The organism is Sphingobacteriaceae bacterium (assembly GCA_016715905.1).
In the GTDB taxonomy this organism is placed as follows: domain Bacteria; phylum Bacteroidota; class Bacteroidia; order B-17B0; family Aurantibacillaceae; genus Aurantibacillus.
Map to the genome: position 1 here is coordinate 558,175 of JADJXI010000017.1, position 22,126 is coordinate 580,300.

The window sequence follows — 22,126 nt, forward strand, 5'->3', positions numbered from 1 at the left end:
ATTTAAGTTTAATTTTTATATCAGAGTAAAAGTAAGAGAATATATTTTTTAAGCAAAGCCATTTTATTAAATATTTATGCATCAGAACTAGTCTCGTATAATTTTTTAAAATATCCGTTTTGTTCTAATAGCTGATTCAAAGTTCCACTTTCAATAACTTTCCCTTTTTCAAATACATATATACAGTTTACATGTTTAATGGTTGATAACCGGTGAGCAATGATAATTGATGTTCTTCCGCTGGCCAATTTTTCAGATGCTTTTTGTATTAATTGCTCTGTTTTACTGTCAATTGCAGCTGTGGCTTCATCTAAAACAAATAAAGCCGGATTATAAATATAAGCTCTTATAAAAGCCACCAACTGTCTCTGTCCCGCCGATAATCCTTGTCCGCGTTCGGTAACCTGATAATTAAATCCACCGGGTAATTCATCTACGAAGTCCATTAGTCCAATTTCACGAGTGGCCTCTTCAACCTGCGATAAGGAATAATCCGGATTTTTAAGGGTAATGTTGTTTAATAAGGTATCATTAAATAAATGCACATCCTGCAAAACAACACCGGTATTTAATCTTAAACTGCTTAAGTCATAGTTTTCCAGCATAATTTCATCGATGAGTATTTCACCTTTTGTTTTTTCATAGAAACGACTTAATAAATTTATCACTGTAGTTTTGCCTGACCCGGTAGAACCTACTAAAGCAATGGTTTCGCCCGCGTTTACAGAAAGATTTAAAGCATTTAAAACCTCAAAATTGGGATTATATGAAAAATATACATTTTTAAATTCAATTTTATTTTTTACTCCGGTAAAAGGGATGGTACCCGTATTTTCAATTTTTTCATCCGTATCCAGGATTTTAAATACGCGTTCAGCGGCAACAATACCCATTTGCAAAGTATTGAGTCGGTCTGCTAACATTCGAATGGGTCTGAATATCATATTCACCATCATGACGAAAAAGGTGATATCACCTAGGCTGATTTGATAAACATTACTTTTAACACCGGCAAACCATATAACCAAAGCAATGGAAACCGAGGATAGAATATCTACAACCGGAAAAAATACGGAATAATAAAATATAGATTGAATGTTAGCCTGGCGATGTTTATTGTTGATTTCTTTAAAATTTTCAAACTCTTCTTTTTCCCGATTAAAAAGTTGTACTAATTTCATTCCGGTAATTCGCTCTTGGGCAAAGGTATTTAAGTCTGAAACTGCGTTTCTCACCATAGTAAAGGTTTTTTTGATTCCTCTTTTAAATAAGGCAGTGGCAATAAATAAAAGGGGAATAGTGCTCAGTGCCATGAGTGCTAAAACCCAATTCGACCAAAACATGGCCGCAATAAAAATTATTAGCATCAATAGGTCTCCCAAAATCATAATAAAGCCTTGTGAAAAAACTTCACTCAAACTTTCAATATCTGAAATACTTCTGGTTACCAGCATTCCCACCGGGGTATTATCGAAATAAGCATTTTTTAAACTTATTAGATGCTTGTAAACTTGATTACGCAAATCGAAAATAATATTTTGTCCTAATAAATTGGTAAATCTAATATTTAGTATTTGTGCCAAGGCTTCAAAAATTAAAAAGCCAAGTATTAAAAGCGCATAATTATTTAATTCGTCTGTTGAATTAGATACCACAAAACTATTTAATGCTTTATTTATGAGTACGGGTCTAACAATAGATAATGCGGAAAGTAAAAGCGTGATTGTTAATGCGCCAAAAAATAAAAGTTTATACGAACGTATGTAACTTAGTATTCGTTTAAGTAACGCAAAATTTAGGCCTTTATTTTTTGTAGTTTCAGTCAATGAAAATGTGATTGGGATATTGAACACCACTTAAGTAAAGTGCGTGAGCGGGGGCGCTGGCTCCGGCGTTTTTTCTGTCTTTACTTTCTATAATTGCTTTAAATTCTGATAATGTAATTTTATTTCTCCCTATTAAAATCAGGGTTCCTACAATGGCTCTTACCATCCCTCTTAAAAAACGATCGGCAGCAATTGTAAATCTCCATTCAGCGTCACCTACCTTTTGCCATTTGGCTTTGTAAATTTTGCAGTTGTTTGTTTTGGTTTGTGTATTAGCTTTACTAAAACAACTAAAATCTTCGTATTGAAAAAGTAATACGGCTGCTCGATTCATTAATTCAAAGTCAAGCTCACCATATAAATACCAGCTTTTATTTTCAATAAACGGATTTTTTAATTGATGTAAATAATAATAATATACGCGTTTTTGTGCATCAAATCGAGCGTGGGCCTCCTCTTTCACTTTTCTGATATTACTTATTGCAATGGAAGGAGGCAAAACCGTATTAAATTTATAAATCCAATGATTTTTGTTTTCTATCAGTTCAACTTTTCTGCAATTGAAATGAGCCACGTAATTCTGTGCATTTACACCGGTATCCGTTCTTCCACATCCGGTAATTTCAATATTTTCATTGAGTAGCATTGATATTTTTTCTTCCAAAACCTGCTGAATGGTGTTGGGCGTATTATCCTGAATCTGCCAACCATTGTAATCTTTGCCCTGATAGGAAAGTGTTAGAAAGTACCTCGACATGTCCGCAAATTTACGTATAAATTATGGCTCAATTCAGCTAATGATTAATATTTAAAGGGCCCCCTTTATTTGCTAAATTTGTGCCCACATGACTAAAATTAAAAAGAATTTTGTTCTAGAAGATTTAGAGGTAGTTGATATCAGTACCGAAGGAAAAGCTATAGCCCGGCACGACGGTTTGGTTGTATTTATTGATGGGGCCGTGCCCGGTGATGTTGTAGATGCCTTTATTTTCCGAAAAAAAAATAATTATGCAGAAGGATACACGCAAACCATCAAAAAATTATCGCCTTTTAGAACTCAGCCGGCTTGTACACATTTTGGCGTTTGTGGCGGTTGCAAGTGGCAAGATTTTTCTTATGAAAAACAACTTGAATTTAAACAGAAGTATGTGTTTGATGCATTTACTCGCATTGGCAAACTTACCTTTGATTCCATAGCTCCTATTTTAGGAAATGCCACCGAATATTTTTACAGAAATAAACTTGAATTTTCATTTTCGGATAAGCGCTGGCTAAGTAAGGAAGAAATGAAGGACGGGGAAGAGATTAAAAATAAGAATGCAGTTGGCTTTCATATTCCGGGATTATTTGATAAAGTGTTAGACATTACACATTGTCATTTACAAACCGAATTAAGTAATGAAATAAGAAACGAAGTTAGAAAGTATGCCGAAGAGAATAAGCTCACTTTTTTTAATATAAGAAACAAAGGGGGATTTTTAAGAACATTAATGATTCGTACCACAAGTACCGGGCAAACTATGGTTGTGGTAGCGGTATATGACTGGAATGAGGAAGTGCTGTTTCAATTATTAAATCATCTTAAAAATAAATTTCCCGGTATTACTTCCTTACAATATGTGCATAGTAATAAACCCAATGATACCTTAACCGGATTGGAAATAAAAGTTTATGCAGGAACTGACACTATTACAGAAGAAATGGAAGGATTAAAATTCAGAATCAGCCCAAAATCTTTTTACCAAACCAATTCAAAACAGGCTTATGAATTGTATAAAATAACCAGAGCGTTTGCCGAATTAAAAGGGGATGAAATTGTTTACGACTTATATACCGGCACCGGCACTATTGCTAATTTTATAGCTAAAAACGCTAAAAAAGTTGTAGGGATAGAATATGTAGAGGATGCTGTAGTTGATGCCCGAATTAATTCTAAAGCAAATAATATAACAAATACGGTTTTCTATTCAGGAGATATGAAGGATATTTTAAATAGTAATTTCATTACGCAAAATGGAAAACCGGATGTTATAATTACCGATCCTCCGAGAGCCGGGATGCATGAAGATGTAATAAAAGTAATCCTAAATGCCTCGCCCGAAAAAGTAGTATACGTAAGTTGTAATCCCTCTACACAAGCCAGAGATTTAGCTTTGATGGAAGCAATGTATGAAATTAAAAAAATTCAACCGGTTGATATGTTTCCGCAAACCGCTCACGTTGAAAATGTGGTATTGCTTGAAAAAAGGAAGATTCAGAATCCAATGTGAAATCCAAATTGAAATACAAAATTACCCGGATATATGGATGAACGATGGGGCGTTAAATTATACATAAGTGTAGTATAAAAAACAGTTTTATCTCCCGCCGGTTGTGCATAGGCAAATCCAACTAAGGCATAATCTACCCAAACTTTGGAATCGGGGCTTAAAGAATTCCAGTCAGGTTGATAAAGTTTGTCGTATTGTCCTACTAATGCTAAATTTTCAATAATATTAAATTTTGCATATACTTGCCCCCCGGCTAGTGATTGCGAAAAATTTCTATTATTAAAACGGGTATTCCAATAAGAATAAACACCCCCAACCCCAACATTTAATCTTTCATTAGCATAAATACCAATAGTTGGGGCCAGATAAATAAAAGTGGTTGTGCCAAAAAATAATTGAAAGCTACCGCCATAATTCAGTTTTTCTATCAAATCTTTCTTTTCTTTTTTCTTTTCTCGAATGGGTAAATCATCTGTTGCACCGTAATACACGCTATCTGTTTGCGACCATAAGCCTGCACTCATTAAAAAAACAATTAAATATGTTAGAGTAAATCGCAAGTTTGCTATATCTTTGTTTAACAAATTTACAAAATATGCTTGTAATAGTTACGGGAACTTCAAAAGGAATTGGACATGAATTGGTAAAGCTTTTGGCAGTTCATCAAGATCTTGTCGTTTTGGCGGTTTCACGCACTGCAACAAAATTTAAATCCAAAAATGTGATTTCGGTGCAAGCAGACATCAACACAGTTAGCGGAAGAACCAAAATTTATAATGCCGCTGTAAAAACCGGAAAAAAGGTTGAGATAATTATAAACAATGCAGGTTTATTGGTCAAAAAACCATTTGAGAAATTGAGTGAAAAAGAATTACTGGCTGTTTATTCAACCAATGTATTTGCCCCCTTTTTATTAATTCAAAAAATTTTGCCCTTAGTAAAAAGAAATGCGAATTCACATATAGTGAATATAGGGAGTATGGGTGGTTTTCAGGGAAGTTCAAAGTTTGCGGGATTGAGCGCTTACAGTAGCAGCAAGTCAGCTATAGCAGGCTTATCGGAATGCCTTGCCGAAGAACTTTCATCCAAAAAAATTGCAGTTAATTGTTTGGCATTAGGCAGTGCCCAAACACAAATGTTAAGTCAGGCCTTTCCCGGATATAAAGCACCCTTAAGTGCAAAAGATATGGCGGGATATATAGCCTGGTTTGCATTAGAAGGCCAAAAATATATGAACGGCAAAGTAATACCCGTTAGTTTAAAAACACCATGAAAAAAATAATCATCGTTTCAGTTTTTTGTTTTGTTTCCAACTTAATTTTTGCGCAGGAAATTCATAAGGTGGAACTTATTTTCAGATATACTCCCCCGGTTTGTAATGAAGGCAAAGCGGCCGACACTACTAAAATGTTTATTACCGACCGACCTTTGAAGAATACGAAGTTTTATGTGTATAAAGACAAACATTGCATCGATAGCATTATTACTGATGAGGAAGGTATTGTTGTTATCAAGTTAACAGATGGAGAATTTTTTCTTTTTGAAGAATGGAAACAATTTAAACGAACTCCGGATGGATCCCCTAAATCTGATTTTTTTGCCGATTGTTTAGTTAAGGTTTGGCAAAAGCCAAATTATAAAATTGTATTTGCAAATGATGAGGTTACCATGACTTATTATGAAGTTAGTGCTAGTCGTTGTCCGGATGCTTATGCCTGCTTAAAAGTTCGTCACTTACCTGGACAAATAAAAAGAAATTAATCATTACCGTAAGATTTTACATATTCTTATTTCTATTTGTTCAGTTTAATCATTCATACGCACAAATTACGCAAACCATAAAAGGAACTGTGCTTGATAAGCAATCTCAGTCTCCCTTACCCGGTGCTATTGTACAATTGCTTGGAACAGATGCTCCTATTGGAAATGCTACCGATGAGAAAGGAAATTTTAAACTACAGCAAGTACCTATCGGAAGATGGCAAATTAAAATTTACATGTTGGGCTACAAAGAAAAATTTATTACCGTAGTTTTAAATGCCGGGAAAGAATCAGTTAATATTATTGAGTTAGAAGAAAATGTGGTGCAAGGTGAAGAAGTGGAAATAATTGCTGAACAAGATAAAACGCTAACCAATAACAAAATGAATACCGTTAGTTCTCGTCTTTTTAGTGCGGAAGAAGCAGCACGTTATGCGGGGAGTAGAAATGATCCGGCGCGCATGGCCGCCAATTTTGCCGGTGTGAGTGGCGCTAATGATTCGCGCAATGATATAATAATTCGTGGTAATTCTCCATTAGGAGTGCTGTGGCGTTTAAACGGTTTAGATATTCCAAATCCAAATCACTTTGGTAATTCCGGTTCAACCGGAGGTCCGGTTAGTATATTAAACAACAATACGCTCGATAATTCAGATTTTATGACGGGTGCTTTTGCTTCCGATTATGGAAATGCAACCGCCGGCGTATTCGATTTAAGAATGAGAAAAGGGAATGATGAAAAATTTGAATTTCTGGGACAAGTAGGTTTTAATGGATTTGAGTTGGGTGCAGAAGGACCTATGAATAAGAAGAAAAATGCATCGTTTTTAGTAGATTACCGATATTCAACCTTATCGGTATTTAAAGCTTTGAATATAGATTTTGGTACGGGGAGTGCTGTTCCTCAATATCAGGACATTACTTTTAAAGCAGATCTGAATTCAGAACGTGCCGGTAAATTTTCCGCGTGGGGTATTGGAGGATTGAGTTACATTGCGCTTTTGGAAAGTGATAAGAAAGAAGGGCAGGACTTATATGGTTACAGTGCACGCGATACCTATTTTCGCTCCAATGTAGGCGCTGCCGGTGTAAGTCATACTTTTCTGTTTAAAAATAATGCATACTTAAAAACAAATGTGGGCATGAGCGGCTCTTACAATAATATTATTGCCGACAGAATAGACACTTCTTTTCAATCGCCAAAAAATTTAAAACCCGAATACCGACAAATTACACAAACTGTTCATAGTATTGGAAACAGTACGTTTCATAAAAAATTTAATTCGAGAAATTATATAAGTACCGGATTATATGTGGATATGTTCACTTCCCTTTTTGTGGATAGTATAGATAATTATTTTGGTGTAAACACTTTTGAAACTTTAAGAGATTATAAAGGAAATAGCGGACTTTTAAGAGCTTTCTTCCAATGGCAACATAAATTCAGTGATCGAGTAGCTTTAAATACCGGCATTAGCAATCAATACTTTTTATTAAATGAATCAAACGCTATTGAACCTCGCGTTGGATTAAAATATTCAATTACGAACAAACAGAGTATTAATTTGGGAGGAGGATTACATAGTCAATTACAGCCGGCCTATGTATATTTTGCCAGTAAAACTTTACCCAATGGAGACAGAATAGAAACAAATAGAAATTTAGATTTTACCCGTGCGGCTCATGCCGTAATTGCGCATGATGTAGTTTTATCAAGCAGTTTTCGGTTAAAAACAGAATTGTATTATCAATATATTTATAATGCACCGGTAAAGGATACGGCCAGTTTTTTCTCTGTACTAAATTTAGGAGCCGATTTTGATAGTCCAAATATTACCGATTTAGTCAGTAAAGGAACCGGAAAAAATTATGGATTGGAATTGACCATTGAAAAATTTTATAGCAAAGGCTATTATTTTTTAATAACCGGAAGTTTTTTTCAAAGTTTGTATAAGGGAAGTGACGGTGTTGAAAGAAGTACAGCTTTTAACGGTAATTATGTTACCAATGCATTGGCCGGAAAAGAATTTAAAATAAATCAAAAACATGTTTTAATATTAGATGCACGTATGACTTACGCCGGCGGAAAAAAATACACACCTATTGATATGCAGGCAAGCATCGCTGCAAAGGAGCAAAGGAATGATGAATCAAAAGCATACAGTCTTCAATATCCTTATTATTTCAGGATAGACGTAAAACCCGGATATCGTTTCAATTCAAAAAAAGTGACCCATGAATTTTCAGTGGATATACAAAACATCACCAAACATGATAACGTTTTCCAGGAAGCATATGACATTACCAATGAACGGATAAAAACGGATTATCAATTAAAGTTTTTTGTCATTCCGCAATACCGTTTGATGTTTTAATATTCTATTCTTTTTAACTTTGATGAGTTTAGAAAGATCCTTTATAATTTGACGATTAATGTGGTTCAGAGTTTTAATGAATCTGAAAAACAAAGCGTTGAAATCACTATCTTTGATATAACGGGTAAGGAAATTTTAAAGGAGAATAGGTTACTTGATGATGGAGATGAAATTAGAATGAGTCAAAATCTTCTTAATGGCACTTATCTTGTAAAAGTAAAATTACAGGACGGAAGCACGGATGTACACCGACTTATTATTGATAAATAAGATAACTAATAAAATACTTGGCTTACAAGAGCCAAAGGCTATGCTTTTGGCTCTTTGTTTAATTATTTCATCTTTCAACGGTCAGGTTAACTATGTCCCAAATCCAAGTTTTGAAACAATAATTAATTTAGACACAACTCTTTATTTTGACGTTATTTATAAAGCTGTTCCTTGGGATACTTTAAAAGCCGGTGGAGGGGGTGGTAGTATAATTGGGCCACCTTCCCCAAGTATGATTCCTGTTATGGGATTTCAGACAGCACGGACTGGAAATTTCATGGCAGGAATAAATTATTATAATAGCACTTCATTTTTAAAATGGCGAAGTTACATTCAGGCACCTCTAACAAAATCGTTAGTATCAAACAAATCTTATTGCGTAACATTTTACGTGAACCTTTTCAATTCGAGTAAATATGCTTCAGATGAATTAAGTGCTTATTTGGACGATGGTACTATTGCTGCCATTGCTTTTGGTGAGGTTGCGGTTGTTAATCCGCAAATAAAAAGCCCTGTAGGTATTTTTTTAAGTGATACTTTAAACTGGATGAAAGTTCAAGAAACCTTTATTGCTTCAGGTAATGAGTCCTATATCACGTTAGGAAATTTTAAACCTCAGGCCTTATTGACAGCCAGTTTAGTTTATCCAGGTGCATTTAAAGTTGTGGCCGATTATCACGTAGATGACGTATCCGTTATAGAGACAGATCTTGCTGCCTACGCGGGCAAAGACACAATAATTTGTATAGGTGATAGTGTTTTTATTGGTCGACCTCCTGAAATTGGCTTAGAATGTTTATGGAGCACTTCGGCAAATTCCACAACCATTGGTAACGGTGGGGGCTTATGGGTAAAACCAGCCACTACACAAACATATATTGTTACACAAGATGTTTGTGGCTTAATTAAAAAAGATACCGTACAAGTTCAAGTAAAACCAAAGTATAATGGTTTAGAACCAATACTAAGTTCTAATTCGCCCACTACTTGCCCCAACAATACAATTACGCTTAACATATTAAATAATCCACCTGGCACAAATACTTATTCTTGGTTGCCATTAGAAATTTATACTCAAACAAATAATTTTTCTGCACAGGCTCAATTAAATGCCAATACTATTTTTACCTTAAATATTAATAATAATGGCGAATATACCTTTTGCCCTTTTCAAAAAACTGCAAGCTTAAGCATTTCCGTTCCAATTTATACCAATTCACCAACTTTAATCAGTAATTTAAATCCGGTTTGTCCAAATGACACTATTATTTTCTCTTATTTAAATTCTGTTCCGGGCAATTCGGTTAGTTCTGATTGGTTTCCCAAATCATCCTTTACTTATACAAGTAATTTAATCGCAAAAACATTAACACACATTAATACAAATTATTCGGTAAATATTTCAAGTACTGGCAATGCAAGTATTTGTGCTTTTAGTCGTTCATTAAGCATTTCCATAAGCGTGGCTGATACTTGTTTTAAAGAACTTGTTATTCCCAATATTTTTACTCCGAATAATGATAATTCAAACGACCAATGGTTAATTAAATTTCCATATGGTTATTCTCTTCAAAATCTTTCCATCTTTGATCGTTGGGGTACGCTCATTTATCATCGAGAAAATTTGAATTTTAATAAACAAGGCTATGCTTTGATTGGTTGGGACGGACGAAATACAAGTGGTGAAGAAATAAGCGCAGGGGTTTATTTTTACGTGTTGCAATACACTGGTAGAGCAGGCGTTCAAAAAATTATCAAGGGGAATATTACATTGATGCAGTGAGTTAGTTCGTATAGCGTAACGTGGTGACATCGTAGTTGTCAGTTCGAGTAGCGAAATGAAATGAAGCGTATCGAGAACTGAATAGCGTAGCGCTTCTAGATACGTCCCGCTAAATGCGGGACTACTCGAAGTGACTATGGGTTTGTCACGCCGAGCCTGTCTGCCGAAATAAAATAAAGGCAGATGATTTTTACCTGCCTGCAGATTAACTGGCCTGCCTCTTGCAAAAATTGTATCGAGGCGTTTTTGTATTATAACAATTATCATTGTTATTATCCTAATGAAATAATGTGAATTGAGAACTGAATGTAGTTAACACTTCTCGATACGTCCCGCTAAATGCGGGACTACTCGAAGTGACAGCATGGTCAGGTCGAGTAGAGCAAGAGTATTCGGTATGCTCGTACCGACACGTTTTTTCATCTTTGAATATTTTATCTCTACAAAAAATTAAATAAAACTCGAACTTATCCCGGCCTCAAAGAAATTCCGTAGTATTTGCCATTTCTATTTTTTAAACGTGGAAATTTCAAGATTTATGTAGGCGTAAACCTATTTATTGGCATGAAATTTCAGCGAGCCGCGACTTGTCGGAGTGATTGCAGAACGTGACTTCGCGGCGACACAAAAAAATTGAAATGAGCAAATCAAGGAATTTATTTGTAGCCTTGATTTCTTTTGTTTCTTTTCTTTATCAAGAAAGAAAAGAAATTGCGAAAGCTGATAGCGTCGATGTTGAGTTGACGATTGGTGTTGATCATTCTTAGCCACATTTTCGGGAATCATGATATCACCGTTCCGACTAAGTAGAATAACCGTTTTAGGATTGTTGGCTAAATGAGATTATTTCAAAAAAAAGCCGAACACTTTGTCCGGCTTTTTAATAATCTATTCTTTTATGACCTTAATTAGTTTAGAAAAATCTTTTCCGTCACTAATTTGTAAATTGTAAATTCCATCAGCCAAATGATTTATTTTCATTGTATAATTTTTCTTTTCTTTTGAGAAGGCTTGACTGGAGTCGTGTACTAATTTACCGGTATTATCAAATAATTTAATTTCCAATTCCATGGGTTTAAGCGTGTTTATGGTTACATTAATTTCACTACTGCTTGGGTTAGGGTAAATTTTATATTCAGCCGTTAAATTTCCACTCTGAATAATTCCGGTGCAAGGGTCTACCATGATGTTGATGATGGAAGTATTCGTGCAACCATTTACATCAGTTCCTGTTACCGTATAAACAGTTGTAACACTAGGTGAACCGGTTATAGAAGTTCCGGTTTGATTGCCCGGTTGCCAAGTGTAGGTAGATGCCCCACTCGCATTTAAAGTAACGCTGTGTCCAACACAAATTGTAGTTTCACTCGCGCTTAGATTAATGGTTGGAGGTAAATTCACAATCACGGTTGCGGTTTTATTAGCCGAAACGCAAGAACCTACAGCTCCGGTAACTGTATACGTTGTTGTTACCAAAGGACTCACCGAAATTCCCGCTGTTAATGCTCCAGTATTCCAGGTGTAGCTTGAAGCTCCAGTTGCAATAATATTGGTATTGTTACCCTGACAAATAGATTGTACCGAGTTACTTATAGATACTACCGGAGTAGCCATAACGGTTACCACCTGTGTGCTTAAACTTCCGGGACCAAATCCGTTACTTGCAATTAAGGAAACGGTGTAAGGCCCGGGATTAGTAAATGTTATATTCGGATTTTGTGAGGAAGGGGTATTAATATTTACTCCGCCTCCCGGACTTACACTCCAGCTCCAGGCATTGGGTGTATTATTTGATCCATCCATAAATTGTTTAGCTACTCCTTGACAAATGCTACCATTGAAATTAAATGAACTGGTTGGTGGAGAATTAGAAGGAACAACATCCACTTCAAACACACCCCTACCATATGTAGCTGCTCTTAAACGAGTAGACAAGGCCGGTGAAATTTCTAAATCAGAAACCGGCGCGTTTGGTAAGTTTGCATTATATAAAGTCCAGGTTACCGCTAAATTATCAATGTAATAAACACCAACATCCATTCCAACATATACTCTGCCGTTTGTGCCGGGTTCATAAACAATACAATTAGCCGGAAGATTTGGTAGATTATAAGATATGTTGGTCCAGCTGGTGCCACCATTGGTTGATTTAAAAACTTTATTACCTCCGGAGTAACCGCTTAATGTTACATAAATAATATTAGCATTGGTTGGATCAAAACAAACGTTAGTTGGTGCAGCGCTTCCTACCGGTAAGGTTCCGGTAATGTTTGTCCACGATGAACCGGCATTAGTAGATTTTAAAACCAATGGTGTTCCGTGTAAACAAACTAATACAGAATTATTAGATGGGGCAATAGCGAACTCAACTACACGCTGTCCGGTATTTATTCCGGGTAAAGTACCGGATTGAGCCCAACTCCCTCCGGAGTTAGTTGATTTAAACATTTGCGTTCTTCCGGCATATAAAGTAGCCGCGGTAACCGGATCTTGTTTCCATGGAGCAACCCAGCCTGCATTTCCGCTCATGCCACTGGTACAAGAACTCCAACTGGCGCCTCCGTTAGTTGAACGTTGAAATTGTCCGCTATAATAAGAAGCGTACATTTTATTGTTATTGGTTCTATCAATAAAGCAATCCATTCCGTCTCCGGCCATACTGGCATTATAAGTTCCGTTATTGTAAATATTTGAACCGTTATCCTGGTGACCGGTAATCCAAAGGTTAGGTGAAAGAGTTGATAAACCTATCTTATAAATCTGTGCAATATTTCTTGGTGAAGTTAAATCTGTCCATGATGAACCGGTATATTGAAAAATTCCTCCGTCATTTGCGGAATACAAAGTTCCTGTTGTGGTATATTCTAATTCGTGATGATCGGCATGTACGTAAGGAGGATTTCCGGTACCAATCCAGCATCCAATAATACTCCAGTTTGTTCCTCCGTTTGTAGAACGGTAAACATTTACGCCACCGGTAACAATTTCGTTTGCATTTATTGGTGAAGCCGCAAAAGCCAAGTCATACCATCCTTGTCCGTCGGATCCGGGAGATGAACAGGAATTGGCTAAAACGTTTGGCGAGTTTGCCATTAAGGAAAACGACGTTCCGTTATTGGTAGAACGATAAACGCCTTGTAAATTATTTGCTGTGGAAGCGGATAACACATACACATAACTTGCATTTGCAGGAGTAACGGCAATATTCATACGAGTTGAACCGGAAGTAGGAATACCATTACTGATTTGTGTAAAACTTGCACCTCCGTTGGTAGACACAGAAAAAGTAGTTCCGGCTGCATAAACGGTATTCGGATCAGTGGGCTTAAATTCTACATCGTATGAATTTGAACTGTTGATCTGTGTCCAATTAGTTCCACCATTGGTAGTTCTGTAAACTCCAACATTTGTGGCAGCTAATAAAATCTGTGGATTTGATGGATTAATAATTAATCTTCTCATTCTTCTTTGTTGACTAACTGCAAATGTGAGTCCTGTTGTATTCCAGGTAATGCCTCCGTCTAAAGATTTTAATACCCCAATGCAATAGGTATCACCTGCATCACCATCACCCGTTGCTAAATATAAAATGTTGGTATTGCTGGGATCTACTACTAAGTCTGAAGCTCCTATAACTGATAATGAATTAGTGTTTGTGGTCCAGGTACTACCATTATTGGTGGTTTTCCATAATCCCCCAGCAGGAGCGCCACACCAATAGGTATTGGCAATTGTAGGATGAAAAGTAATAAAGTTATCTCTGCCTGCTTTTCTCGGAAATCCATTATTAGCTACACCGCTCATTGGACCAAAAGGACCCATCGCTGTCCAGGTTGTAGAAGCAGTTAAGTTTTCACCTCCAATTTCATTGTATTTACCGCCACCGCTTTGTGTGTTTGGAAAAGCTTCATTAAAATTCTCCCAGGTTTTGGAAACCAATGATAAATTTCCGGAAGGATAAACACGGGGCTCCATAAAAGCTTCCCATCTTTTAAATTGTTTATATCCTTTTCCTTTTTCGGTAATGTCTTTGTCTTTCCAGTACTCGTTAAACTCTCTTTGAATATCATAAAAATTATGCCCGGGTTCATTCATCATTTCTATCCATCGTTGGGCTAAAATATTTCCTCCAAAGAGCGTAATTACTAAAAGAAGTGTGATTTTTTTCATTAGTCAGTATTTTTGTATGTAGTAATATTATAAAATTATTGGTTTAAAATCAAAACTTTAACTATTCAAATCTAAACCGTAAATTTAGGCCGTGAAAAAACCGCTTATCCCAACTTTTTACCTCTTGTTACTTGTTGTTTTTATTACTTCTTGCGTACAAAAGGGAGAGTTACTTGTTCAGGTAAAATACAAACAACCGTATTGTGGCGGCGCACGGCCAACTCCGGAGGTTTTGGCTGAAGCAGAAAAAGAACATAATTATGCCAATGCTAAATTTATATTGGTTAATACCAATCAAAAAACTTATCCTATATCTACAAATACGGAAGGATTAATTAAAATAAAAATTCCTTACGGAGATTATTCTTTAATGGAAGAATGGCGAAATAACAAAAAAATTCCGGGCGACGAAAAGTTAGATAATTTTGACAAAGACTGTTTGGAAAATGAATGGAAAAAAGTGTATTTAAAATTTAATTTTTCAAAATCAACTACTTTGCCCTTAAAGCCCGAAATAATAGAACTTACTTGTCCGAACAATTATCCTTGCCTAAAAGTTGATAATCAGATTCCGCAGCGAGAATAAGCATAGTGAACGTACTCTCAATCAATAATCTTTCAAAAGCCTACGGGCAAAAAGTCTTATTTAATAAAATAAGTTTTGGTATAAACTATGGTGAAAAGGTGGCGCTGGTTGCCAAAAATGGTTCGGGCAAAACCACACTTTTTAAAATATTAAAAGGACTAGAAATAGCGGATGAGGGGGAGGTGGTATTCAGAAAAGAAATGAAAGTTGGCTTTTTAGATCAGAATTTCGCTTTTGATGAAACGTTGAGTATTCAACAATTAATAGATACGGCAGATAATAAATTTGTGAAAGCTATTCGGAATTATGATTCCGCCATAAAAGAGAGTGAAACTTCATCCAGCGACCAAACAGCCGACAGATTAGAAGAGGCCTTAAATCAAATGAATTTGGTAGAGGCCTGGGATTATGAAAAGAACATAGCTGAGATTTTATCGAAATTAGAAATAAGTAACACTGCACAGTTAATAAATACTTTATCCGGCGGCCAAAAGAAACGAGTAGCGTTAGCCTTGTTATTGATAAATAAACCGGAGTTGATTGTTATGGACGAACCCACTAATCATCTCGATATTGAAATGATTGAGTGGTTGGAGAATTATTTAGACGATCCTTCATTGAGTATTTTACTGGTTACCCACGACCGTTATTTTTTAGATGAGGTGTGTGAACGAATTATTGAGATTGATAATACCGAATTGTTCGAATACAAAGGGAATTTTGATTATTATTTGGAAAAGAAAGCGGAGAGAGAACAAATTAAAAATGCGGAAATAGATAAAGCTAAAAATTTGTACAGAAGAGAAGTTGTTTGGGTTAGAAAAATGCCAAAAGCCAGAACTGTAAAATCTAAATCACGTGTGGATGCTTTCGCTGAAATAGAAAAGAAGGCCAGACAGAAAAGAATTGAAAAGAAACTGGAACTTACGCTTAATATGAAGCGAATGGGTTCTAAGGTTGTAGAGCTGCATAACATTACTAAGAATTATCCCAACAAAAAAATTATTACAGATCCTTTCACGTATACATTTATTCCGGGTGAAAAGATTGGAGTTGTCGGCAAGAATGGAGTGGGGAAGACCACCTTATTGAATATTATTCAAGGTAAAGAGGCCGTAGATAGCGGAAGAGTTTCTTTAGGGGATACTATAGAATTTGGACATTATTCACAAGCCGGGATGATGATTCCGAATGATAAACGCATAATTGAAATAATAAAAGATATTGCTGAACATATACCGTTAGCAAGTGGTAGTAGTTTGTCTGCTTCGCAATTATTAACCAGATTCAATTTTTCGCCGGCGGTTCAATTCAGTTTTGCGCATACGTTAAGTGGAGGAGAAAAAAGGAGACTGTACTTATGTACGATATTAATGAAGAATCCTAATTTTTTAATTTTAGATGAGCCTACCAATGATTTAGACATACTTACCTTGCAAACCTTAGAAGAATTTCTGGAAGAATTTAAAGGATGTGTGTTGATTGTATCTCACGATCGTTATTTTATTGATCGCTTGGTTGATCATACTTTTGTTTTGGAAGGAGATGGTGCCATAAAAGATTATCCGGGTAACTACACGGAGTACAGAAACTGGAAACAAAAAGTTGCTGATGAAAAGGGTACGGTTAAAATACCTGTTTTAGAAGAATTAGTAGAAGAGCCTGAAAATTCAATTGCAGAAAAAAGTAAAATTGATAACAAAGTTACAGAACAATCGCCCCCAAAGAAGTTATCTTATAAACTGCAAAAGGAGTTGGATGAATTAGATAAAATTATTCCGCAATTAGAAAAACAAAAAAAGGAATTGGAAGAAAAGTTAAGTAAAATGAGCGATGATTACGAGCAAATTCAAAAACTAACGGAGGAATTCCAAAAAGTGAACGACGCTCTAGAAGTAAGCAGCATGCGTTGGTTGGAAATTCAGGGAAATTAATACACGTTATTTTTTTAATCGTTTGAATATATTCTCCATTTTTTTCAAACTTGGCATATGGGCGTATTGTATACGTTGTGCGTAATTAATAGAATCAACTATTTCTTTTTGTTTTAGCTCAATTGTTTCTTTTTGTTTTTCAACTTCTTTCTTTTGTTCTGAAATAATGGCATTGGCCTTTTTTTTATCCTGCAGATTTCGATATAGGGTAACTGAAAATAAAACTACTATAATCATAAATGCGCCAATAGAATAAGATATAATCCTTTGTGTTTGCTGTTCTTTAGCATGCAATTGTTCTTTATAAAGATGCTCTTCCTTTAATTTGTTTTCTTTTTGTTCAAAAATGTAAGATATATTTTTTTGAAGCGTTTTTTTTCTGATATCAAAATCATTTATGCTGTCTTTTAACCTACTATGCAATTCAAAGAATTGAAGCGCTTTAACCGGATTATTATTTTCCTTATACAATTGGTATAAATTATCGGCAGCCATTTTAATGCCATTGATTGCTTTCATTTCGTTGAACTTCTTAAAACAATCTAAATAGATTCGTTCTGCTTTGGAGTTTTCATTCTTTTTTTTGTAAAGAGTTCCAATGGCCATTTCAGTATAGGTTTGACCTTCTTTATTTTGTGTTTGGACATATAATTGTAATGCTTGGTTGTATACTTTTAGAGCAGAATCTCCGGGAAAAAGATTGGCCATATTATATAAGGAGTTTGCAATCCCGTTTAAATCATTTATATCTCTTCTTATAGTAAGCGATTTATTATAATAATAAAGTGCAAGGTTTTTATTCTGTTTTGATACTATTCTGCCGGCATTCAGGTAGGCATAGCCAAGCTGGCTGAAATCATTATAATATATTGCAGAGGTAATAGCTTTATCATTATAAATTATAAAATTGGCTGTATCTTTTTCTTCCAAAAATAGCCCTGCTAAATTAAGGTTGATGGCAGTTTTATCTTTTTTCTTGTATTTATCCGCTTGTTTTTCTGCTTCAAATAAAAACTCAACGGATTTGGCATAGTTACCACTTTGCTGATAAGCTAATCCAATATTACTATATACCATTGGGAGCTCGGTTAGTTTATTTACTTTTTTGTAAAAGTTAATGCTCTCAATAAAAATGGCTATGGCTTTTTCGTAATCACCAATTGTGAGATAAATATTGGCTTTATTGTTAAGTGCTAGTGCATATTGATCCCATAACTCAAGTTTGTATTGAATTGCCATGCAGGAATCAAAATATTGCATGGCACCATCATTTCGTCCTTTGGAAAGTTCAACGTAACCCAAATCGTTTAAAAAAACAGCTTCAATTTTTTTTAGTCTTGCTTCGTAAGCAGGGTTATCCTTTTCTGATTTTCTGGTAAGTTCAAGTCCTTTTTTCCACAGAATTGCTGCTGAATCTAATTTGAAACTGTAAATGCTTTCTCCACGCAACAAATATGGGATGATTTTGGTGGAGTCTTCAATAAATACATTTTGCGCTAGAGATAGGCTCGAATTTAGAGATATTCCAAAAACAAATATTACATGTAATTTCCTAAACATAATGCTTATCAAATATATGATAAAAGCATATAACCGATTAAGTAATGCTCCAACCAAAATATTATAATTAATTGACAGTTTAGGATTCAAACGAAGAGTCTTTCAATTTGTTAATTTTGTTATTGATATATTTATCAGTTGGTAAATGTGACCTCTGAATTCTTTGTGCGTAATTGATTGAATCTAAAATTTCCTTTTGTTTTTCTTCTATCTCTCTTTTTTGTTCTTGTAATTCTAAATAAATTTTTTTGCGCAGTAGGTTACTTCTAATCGTAAAAAAAATCAACACTCCGCATAATAGGAGGCCTGACACAAATAATATGATAATGTGGTTTTGAGATTCAATTTCAATATTTTTGGCCGTAATACTTAAAGCGTTTAATTCTCTTTCTGATTTTAATTGTTCAATTTCCCTTTGTTTCTTTTCAGTTTCTAGTTTAGTGCCTAATTCAGCAACTTTAAGAGCAAGATTATTTGAATTGCTCTTGTAAGAATTTACTAATTCAGTTAGCACTTGTGTTTCTGCGTTTTTTACTTCATATTTAATATTTTCTAAGGTGAGGAGAACGGATGAAAGATTCTGATCGCGAAAAGTGGCAAATACCCAATCTATCTGATCGCCATTTTCATTATAACCGGGCTCTGTATCAAGATTCATCCCATTTTTAATTAAATTCTTATTTTCACCATTCATAAATTCCGGTATAGAATCTCTGAATAATTCAATTAATTGTTTTAATTCTGTTCCGGAATATTTACCTTTTTTAGGTTCAAAATAATCCAATCCACAAATAAAATTAGTGGGAGATTTTATATTGGAAATAGATTTCATGTCAGCTATATCCATAGTGTCGGCTTTACTTAAATTCACTTCTTCAACATTAGAAATTAGCGCATTTCTAAAACTCTTCAAATATTGTTCTACTGAATCGGTTAGCTGCTTTAAACGTAACGCTCTTGTATAAAAAAATAAAGTGTCTTTTCTTGAAATTTCATCAAAGACATTATATAACTGTTTGTTTCTTAATTCTAATCTACTTATAGAATTTTTAACCTGTAGCGTATTTTTTGCAAATGAACGAGCAATAAAATCGCCTCGCTGTACTCCGCCACCTATTCCGCCAATAATGAGCGACCCAAGTAAAAAATAAATAATTAATTGGTGAAGGAATGCTTGTGATTTACCTCCATTTCTAAAAAGTTGATAAAGCGCTAAAGGGAAAATAATGTATAGACTAAGGGAAATCCAAAGGTTAAATAAAATTCCGGCTCCGGGCCAATATTGTGTTTTAAATAAAAATGTAACAGCGGTAAGCAGTAGTGCCAAAAATTGAAAATAAGTTCTCCAGTTTCGATTTTCTTTTTTCAAATTCAATAACCAAAGCGGCAGGTAAAATAAAACAAAACAAATGTTTCCGATAATAAGTTGTTGTGATGCGCTGGGCCAATGCATTAATTTAAAAAAAGTACCGGTTGAGATAAAGAATGCAGCTAACCAACCAAATAATAGTTGCGCCCCCTTGGTTTTTTCTACTTTATCCATCTTATATTCTAATTCCTAAAACACATACATCATCCACTTGCTCTAAATCGCCTTTCCATTCTTTGAATTTAGATTCCATTAATTTTTCCTGAGCTTTTACATCTAAAGTTGATATTGAACTCAGCATTTCGTTTAGTTGTTTGTATTTGAATTTTTTCCCTTTAGGCCCACCAAACTGATCAGCAAAACCATCGGTATACAAATAAAGCATATCGCCTTTTTGTAATTTTAAAGTATTGGTTTTAAATGATTCGTTTTTTTCTCCCAAGCCAACCGGCATTTTATCTGCTGCATATGATTGCATTACACCTTCATGAAACGAAACCGGTGAATTATTAGCGCCCGCGTATTCAATTTTTCCGTTGTCATGTATACAAAGTAAAATGGCATCCATTCCATCTTGTCTGCCTTCTTGAGAAATATTCTCAATTAATCGCTGTCGTACAAAATCAAATACTTTTCCGGGCTCTTTAATGTTTTTTTCGTTGATGGCTTCGTTTAAAAAACTAATGTTTAATAGACTCATAAATGCCCCCGGCACACCATGGCCGGTACTATCACAAACCGCTAAATAAAAACGCGATTCATTTTTAGTGGCCCAGTAAAAATCACCGCTAACAATATCTTTGGGTTGAAACAAAACAAAACTGTCAGGAATAGTTTGATTCACAAATTCGTGATTAGCCAATAATGTTTTTTGAATTTTTTGCGCATAATTAATGGAGTCAACAATCTCTTTCTGTTTTTCTTCAACTAAATGTTTTTGATTTATTATTACCTGGTTTGTATTAGCTAATTCTGCGCTTAACTGTTTTTTTTCTTTATAGTTTTTATATACAATAATAAAAAAGACTAAAGATAAAATTAGAGCTGCGCCAATTAAGAGAGAAATAATTTTTTGTTTTTTATTTTCTGCCTCAGCTATTGCTTCTTTCTTATCTTGTTCAGATTTCATCAGCATTTCTTTTTTTTCAAAGTCGTGTCTTAAATCACTCGTTATTAAAAGTCCCTGGTTTTTCAAGTTGTTTATAGAATCATCAAATTGCCTATAAATTTTGTAATGATAAATTGCGTTTTTATAGTTTTTTCCGGCTTCATAGGCATTATACAGAATTTGATGAGAACTTAAAAAAATTTCGGGAAATTTATTTTCCTTTTGAAATCCCAAAGATTTATTAGCATATTCAATGGCTTTGTTGTAGTTATTTAATTGTAAATATGCTCTACCGTAATTGTTATAAATTATTGATAGATTTTCCTGATCTTTTTGAGGTTTACAATTTTCTTCTGCCAATTGAAGATGCTTTAGCGCAACTTCAGGCAATCTGTTTCTTAAATAAAGATCACCCAGATTGTTATAACAGGTAGTTAAAGCGGAATTTGATTCAAGCTTTTTATAAATTTCGATAGCTTTATTTAAGTATTCATGGGCCATTCCGGTATCTTGAATATTTTTATAATATCCGGCCAGACTTTTATATGCATTCGCCATGCCTCTTTCGTCGTTAGATTTTATTGACGCCTCAAGTCCTATTTTGTAATACTTAAGTGATTTTTCGTGGTTATTAACTGTTTTATATAAAGCCCCTATGTTATTAGCTGTATAGGATATGCCATGTAAATAATTTGCCGTTTCGGCCATTTCTAGTGCTTTAAAATAATAATTAGTAGCTTCATTTATATCACCAATTTTCTTTTTGATTAATCCGATGTTATTGTAAACCGTAAAAACCGTCATCACGTAAAACTTCTTTTCAGCTCCTTTAACAATTCCAATTTTGCCATCGGCAATTTTTAATATTGAATTTAAGATTTGAAGATTTCCAGATGGGTCATCGATTAGATCATTGCTAATTAATTGCCCTAGTTGAATAATCTTAAGTGTATCGTGTACACTGCTCGTGTAAATATTTTGAATTAGATCAGACTTCGTTTTTTCTTGAGAAAAAAAGTATAACCCGTAAAAGGTCAAGAATATTAGCCAAAAAAGTTTCTGCCTCATTATTTAATTTAATAAAAAATCCCCGAGGAAAACGGGGATTTAAATT

General features: G+C 34.6%; 15 protein-coding genes. 8 read left to right on the forward strand and 7 right to left on the reverse strand.

What is annotated here, in order from left to right; all coding sequences use genetic code 11:
• Nucleotides 1-74: 74 nt before the first annotated feature.
• Together IPM51_14910 and truA are read right to left on the reverse strand one after the other, a co-directional pair.
• Entirely contained in the window at nt 75-1,826 is a 1,752-nt protein-coding gene (locus IPM51_14910) for an ABC transporter ATP-binding protein (protein MBK9285589.1), read from the reverse strand.
• Nucleotides 1,819-2,583 (reverse strand): tRNA pseudouridine(38-40) synthase TruA, encoded by a 765-nt coding sequence (gene truA, locus IPM51_14915; GenBank protein ID MBK9285590.1) that lies wholly within the window; start codon nt 2,581-2,583, stop codon nt 1,819-1,821. The genes IPM51_14910 and truA overlap by 8 nt, the downstream gene beginning before the upstream one ends.
• A gap of 88 nt (nt 2,584-2,671) precedes the next feature.
• Here truA and rlmD point away from each other — a divergent pair, with 88 nt between their 5' ends.
• Nucleotides 2,672-4,096, forward strand: coding sequence for a 23S rRNA (uracil(1939)-C(5))-methyltransferase RlmD (gene rlmD, locus IPM51_14920; GenBank protein MBK9285591.1), 1,425 nt, complete (start codon nt 2,672-2,674; stop codon nt 4,094-4,096).
• On the opposite strand, the gene IPM51_14925 is transcribed toward rlmD, so the two are convergent.
• A complete protein-coding gene (locus IPM51_14925) occupies nt 4,081-4,620 on the reverse strand; it encodes a hypothetical protein (GenBank protein MBK9285592.1) in 540 nt (179 codons plus the stop codon). The two genes, rlmD and IPM51_14925, sit on opposite strands and share 16 nt — an antisense overlap.
• A gap of 71 nt (nt 4,621-4,691) precedes the next feature.
• On the opposite strand from IPM51_14925, the gene IPM51_14930 reads away from it, so the two are divergent.
• From IPM51_14930 to IPM51_14950, 5 genes are read left to right on the forward strand one after another with little or no spacing between them, the layout of a single operon-like run.
• Nucleotides 4,692-5,369 (forward strand): SDR family oxidoreductase, encoded by a 678-nt coding sequence (locus tag IPM51_14930; protein ID MBK9285593.1) that lies wholly within the window; start codon nt 4,692-4,694, stop codon nt 5,367-5,369.
• Nucleotides 5,366-5,857 carry a hypothetical protein gene (locus IPM51_14935; protein ID MBK9285594.1) on the forward strand — a complete coding sequence of 164 codons (492 nt, stop codon included), beginning with the start codon at nt 5,366-5,368 and terminating at the stop codon, nt 5,855-5,857. The genes IPM51_14930 and IPM51_14935 overlap by 4 nt, the downstream gene beginning before the upstream one ends.
• Complete coding sequence (locus tag IPM51_14940) at nt 5,812-8,232, forward strand: TonB-dependent receptor (GenBank protein MBK9285595.1); 2,421 nt, start codon at nt 5,812-5,814, stop codon at nt 8,230-8,232. The genes IPM51_14935 and IPM51_14940 overlap by 46 nt, the downstream gene beginning before the upstream one ends.
• A 48-nt stretch (nt 8,233-8,280) precedes the next feature.
• On the forward strand, nt 8,281-8,502 hold the full coding sequence (locus IPM51_14945) for a T9SS type A sorting domain-containing protein (GenBank protein ID MBK9285596.1): 222 nt from the start codon (nt 8,281-8,283) through the stop codon (nt 8,500-8,502).
• Complete coding sequence (locus IPM51_14950; protein MBK9285597.1) at nt 8,492-10,285, forward strand: gliding motility-associated C-terminal domain-containing protein; 1,794 nt, start codon at nt 8,492-8,494, stop codon at nt 10,283-10,285. The genes IPM51_14945 and IPM51_14950 overlap by 11 nt, the downstream gene beginning before the upstream one ends.
• An 888-nt stretch (nt 10,286-11,173) precedes the next feature.
• On the opposite strand, the gene IPM51_14955 is transcribed toward IPM51_14950, so the two are convergent.
• The gene (locus IPM51_14955; protein MBK9285598.1) at nt 11,174-14,455 is read right to left on the reverse strand and encodes a T9SS type A sorting domain-containing protein; all 3,282 of its coding nucleotides are present in this window, start codon (nt 14,453-14,455) and stop codon (nt 11,174-11,176) included.
• Between the two features lie 91 nt (nt 14,456-14,546).
• Here IPM51_14955 and IPM51_14960 point away from each other — a divergent pair, with 91 nt between their 5' ends.
• Complete coding sequence (locus tag IPM51_14960) at nt 14,547-15,041, forward strand: hypothetical protein (GenBank protein ID MBK9285599.1); 495 nt, start codon at nt 14,547-14,549, stop codon at nt 15,039-15,041.
• 5 nt (nt 15,042-15,046) lie between these two features.
• The gene (locus IPM51_14965; protein ID MBK9285600.1) at nt 15,047-16,975 is read left to right on the forward strand and encodes an ABC-F family ATP-binding cassette domain-containing protein; all 1,929 of its coding nucleotides are present in this window, start codon (nt 15,047-15,049) and stop codon (nt 16,973-16,975) included.
• 6 nt (nt 16,976-16,981) lie between these two features.
• Here the strand turns inward: IPM51_14965 and IPM51_14970 are convergent, their stop codons facing one another.
• The 3 genes from IPM51_14970 to IPM51_14980 all read right to left on the reverse strand — a co-directional run bounded on the left by IPM51_14970 (nt 16,982) and on the right by IPM51_14980 (nt 22,080).
• Nucleotides 16,982-18,535, reverse strand: coding sequence for a tetratricopeptide repeat protein (locus IPM51_14970; GenBank protein ID MBK9285601.1), 1,554 nt, complete (start codon nt 18,533-18,535; stop codon nt 16,982-16,984).
• A gap of 79 nt (nt 18,536-18,614) precedes the next feature.
• The gene (locus IPM51_14975; protein ID MBK9285602.1) at nt 18,615-20,078 is read right to left on the reverse strand and encodes a hypothetical protein; all 1,464 of its coding nucleotides are present in this window, start codon (nt 20,076-20,078) and stop codon (nt 18,615-18,617) included.
• A gap of 1 nt (nt 20,079) precedes the next feature.
• A complete protein-coding gene (locus IPM51_14980) occupies nt 20,080-22,080 on the reverse strand; it encodes a tetratricopeptide repeat protein (protein ID MBK9285603.1) in 2,001 nt (666 codons plus the stop codon).
• Nucleotides 22,081-22,126 lie beyond the last annotated feature (46 nt).

Coding starts and splice junctions, on each gene's coding strand:
- IPM51_14980 (MBK9285603.1), bottom strand. CDS start 22,080: ATGAGGCAGAAACTTTTTTGGCTAATATTCTTGACCTTTTACGGGTTA.
- IPM51_14930 (MBK9285593.1), top strand. CDS start 4,692: ATGCTTGTAATAGTTACGGGAACTTCAAAAGGAATTGGACATGAATTG.
- truA (MBK9285590.1), bottom strand. CDS start 2,583: ATGTCGAGGTACTTTCTAACACTTTCCTATCAGGGCAAAGATTACAAT.
- IPM51_14925 (MBK9285592.1), bottom strand. CDS start 4,620: ATGAGTGCAGGCTTATGGTCGCAAACAGATAGCGTGTATTACGGTGCA.
- IPM51_14935 (MBK9285594.1), top strand. CDS start 5,366: ATGAAAAAAATAATCATCGTTTCAGTTTTTTGTTTTGTTTCCAACTTA.
- IPM51_14970 (MBK9285601.1), bottom strand. CDS start 18,535: ATGTTTAGGAAATTACATGTAATATTTGTTTTTGGAATATCTCTAAAT.
- IPM51_14955 (MBK9285598.1), bottom strand. CDS start 14,455: ATGAAAAAAATCACACTTCTTTTAGTAATTACGCTCTTTGGAGGAAAT.
- IPM51_14975 (MBK9285602.1), bottom strand. CDS start 20,078: ATGGATAAAGTAGAAAAAACCAAGGGGGCGCAACTATTATTTGGTTGG.
- rlmD (MBK9285591.1), top strand. CDS start 2,672: ATGACTAAAATTAAAAAGAATTTTGTTCTAGAAGATTTAGAGGTAGTT.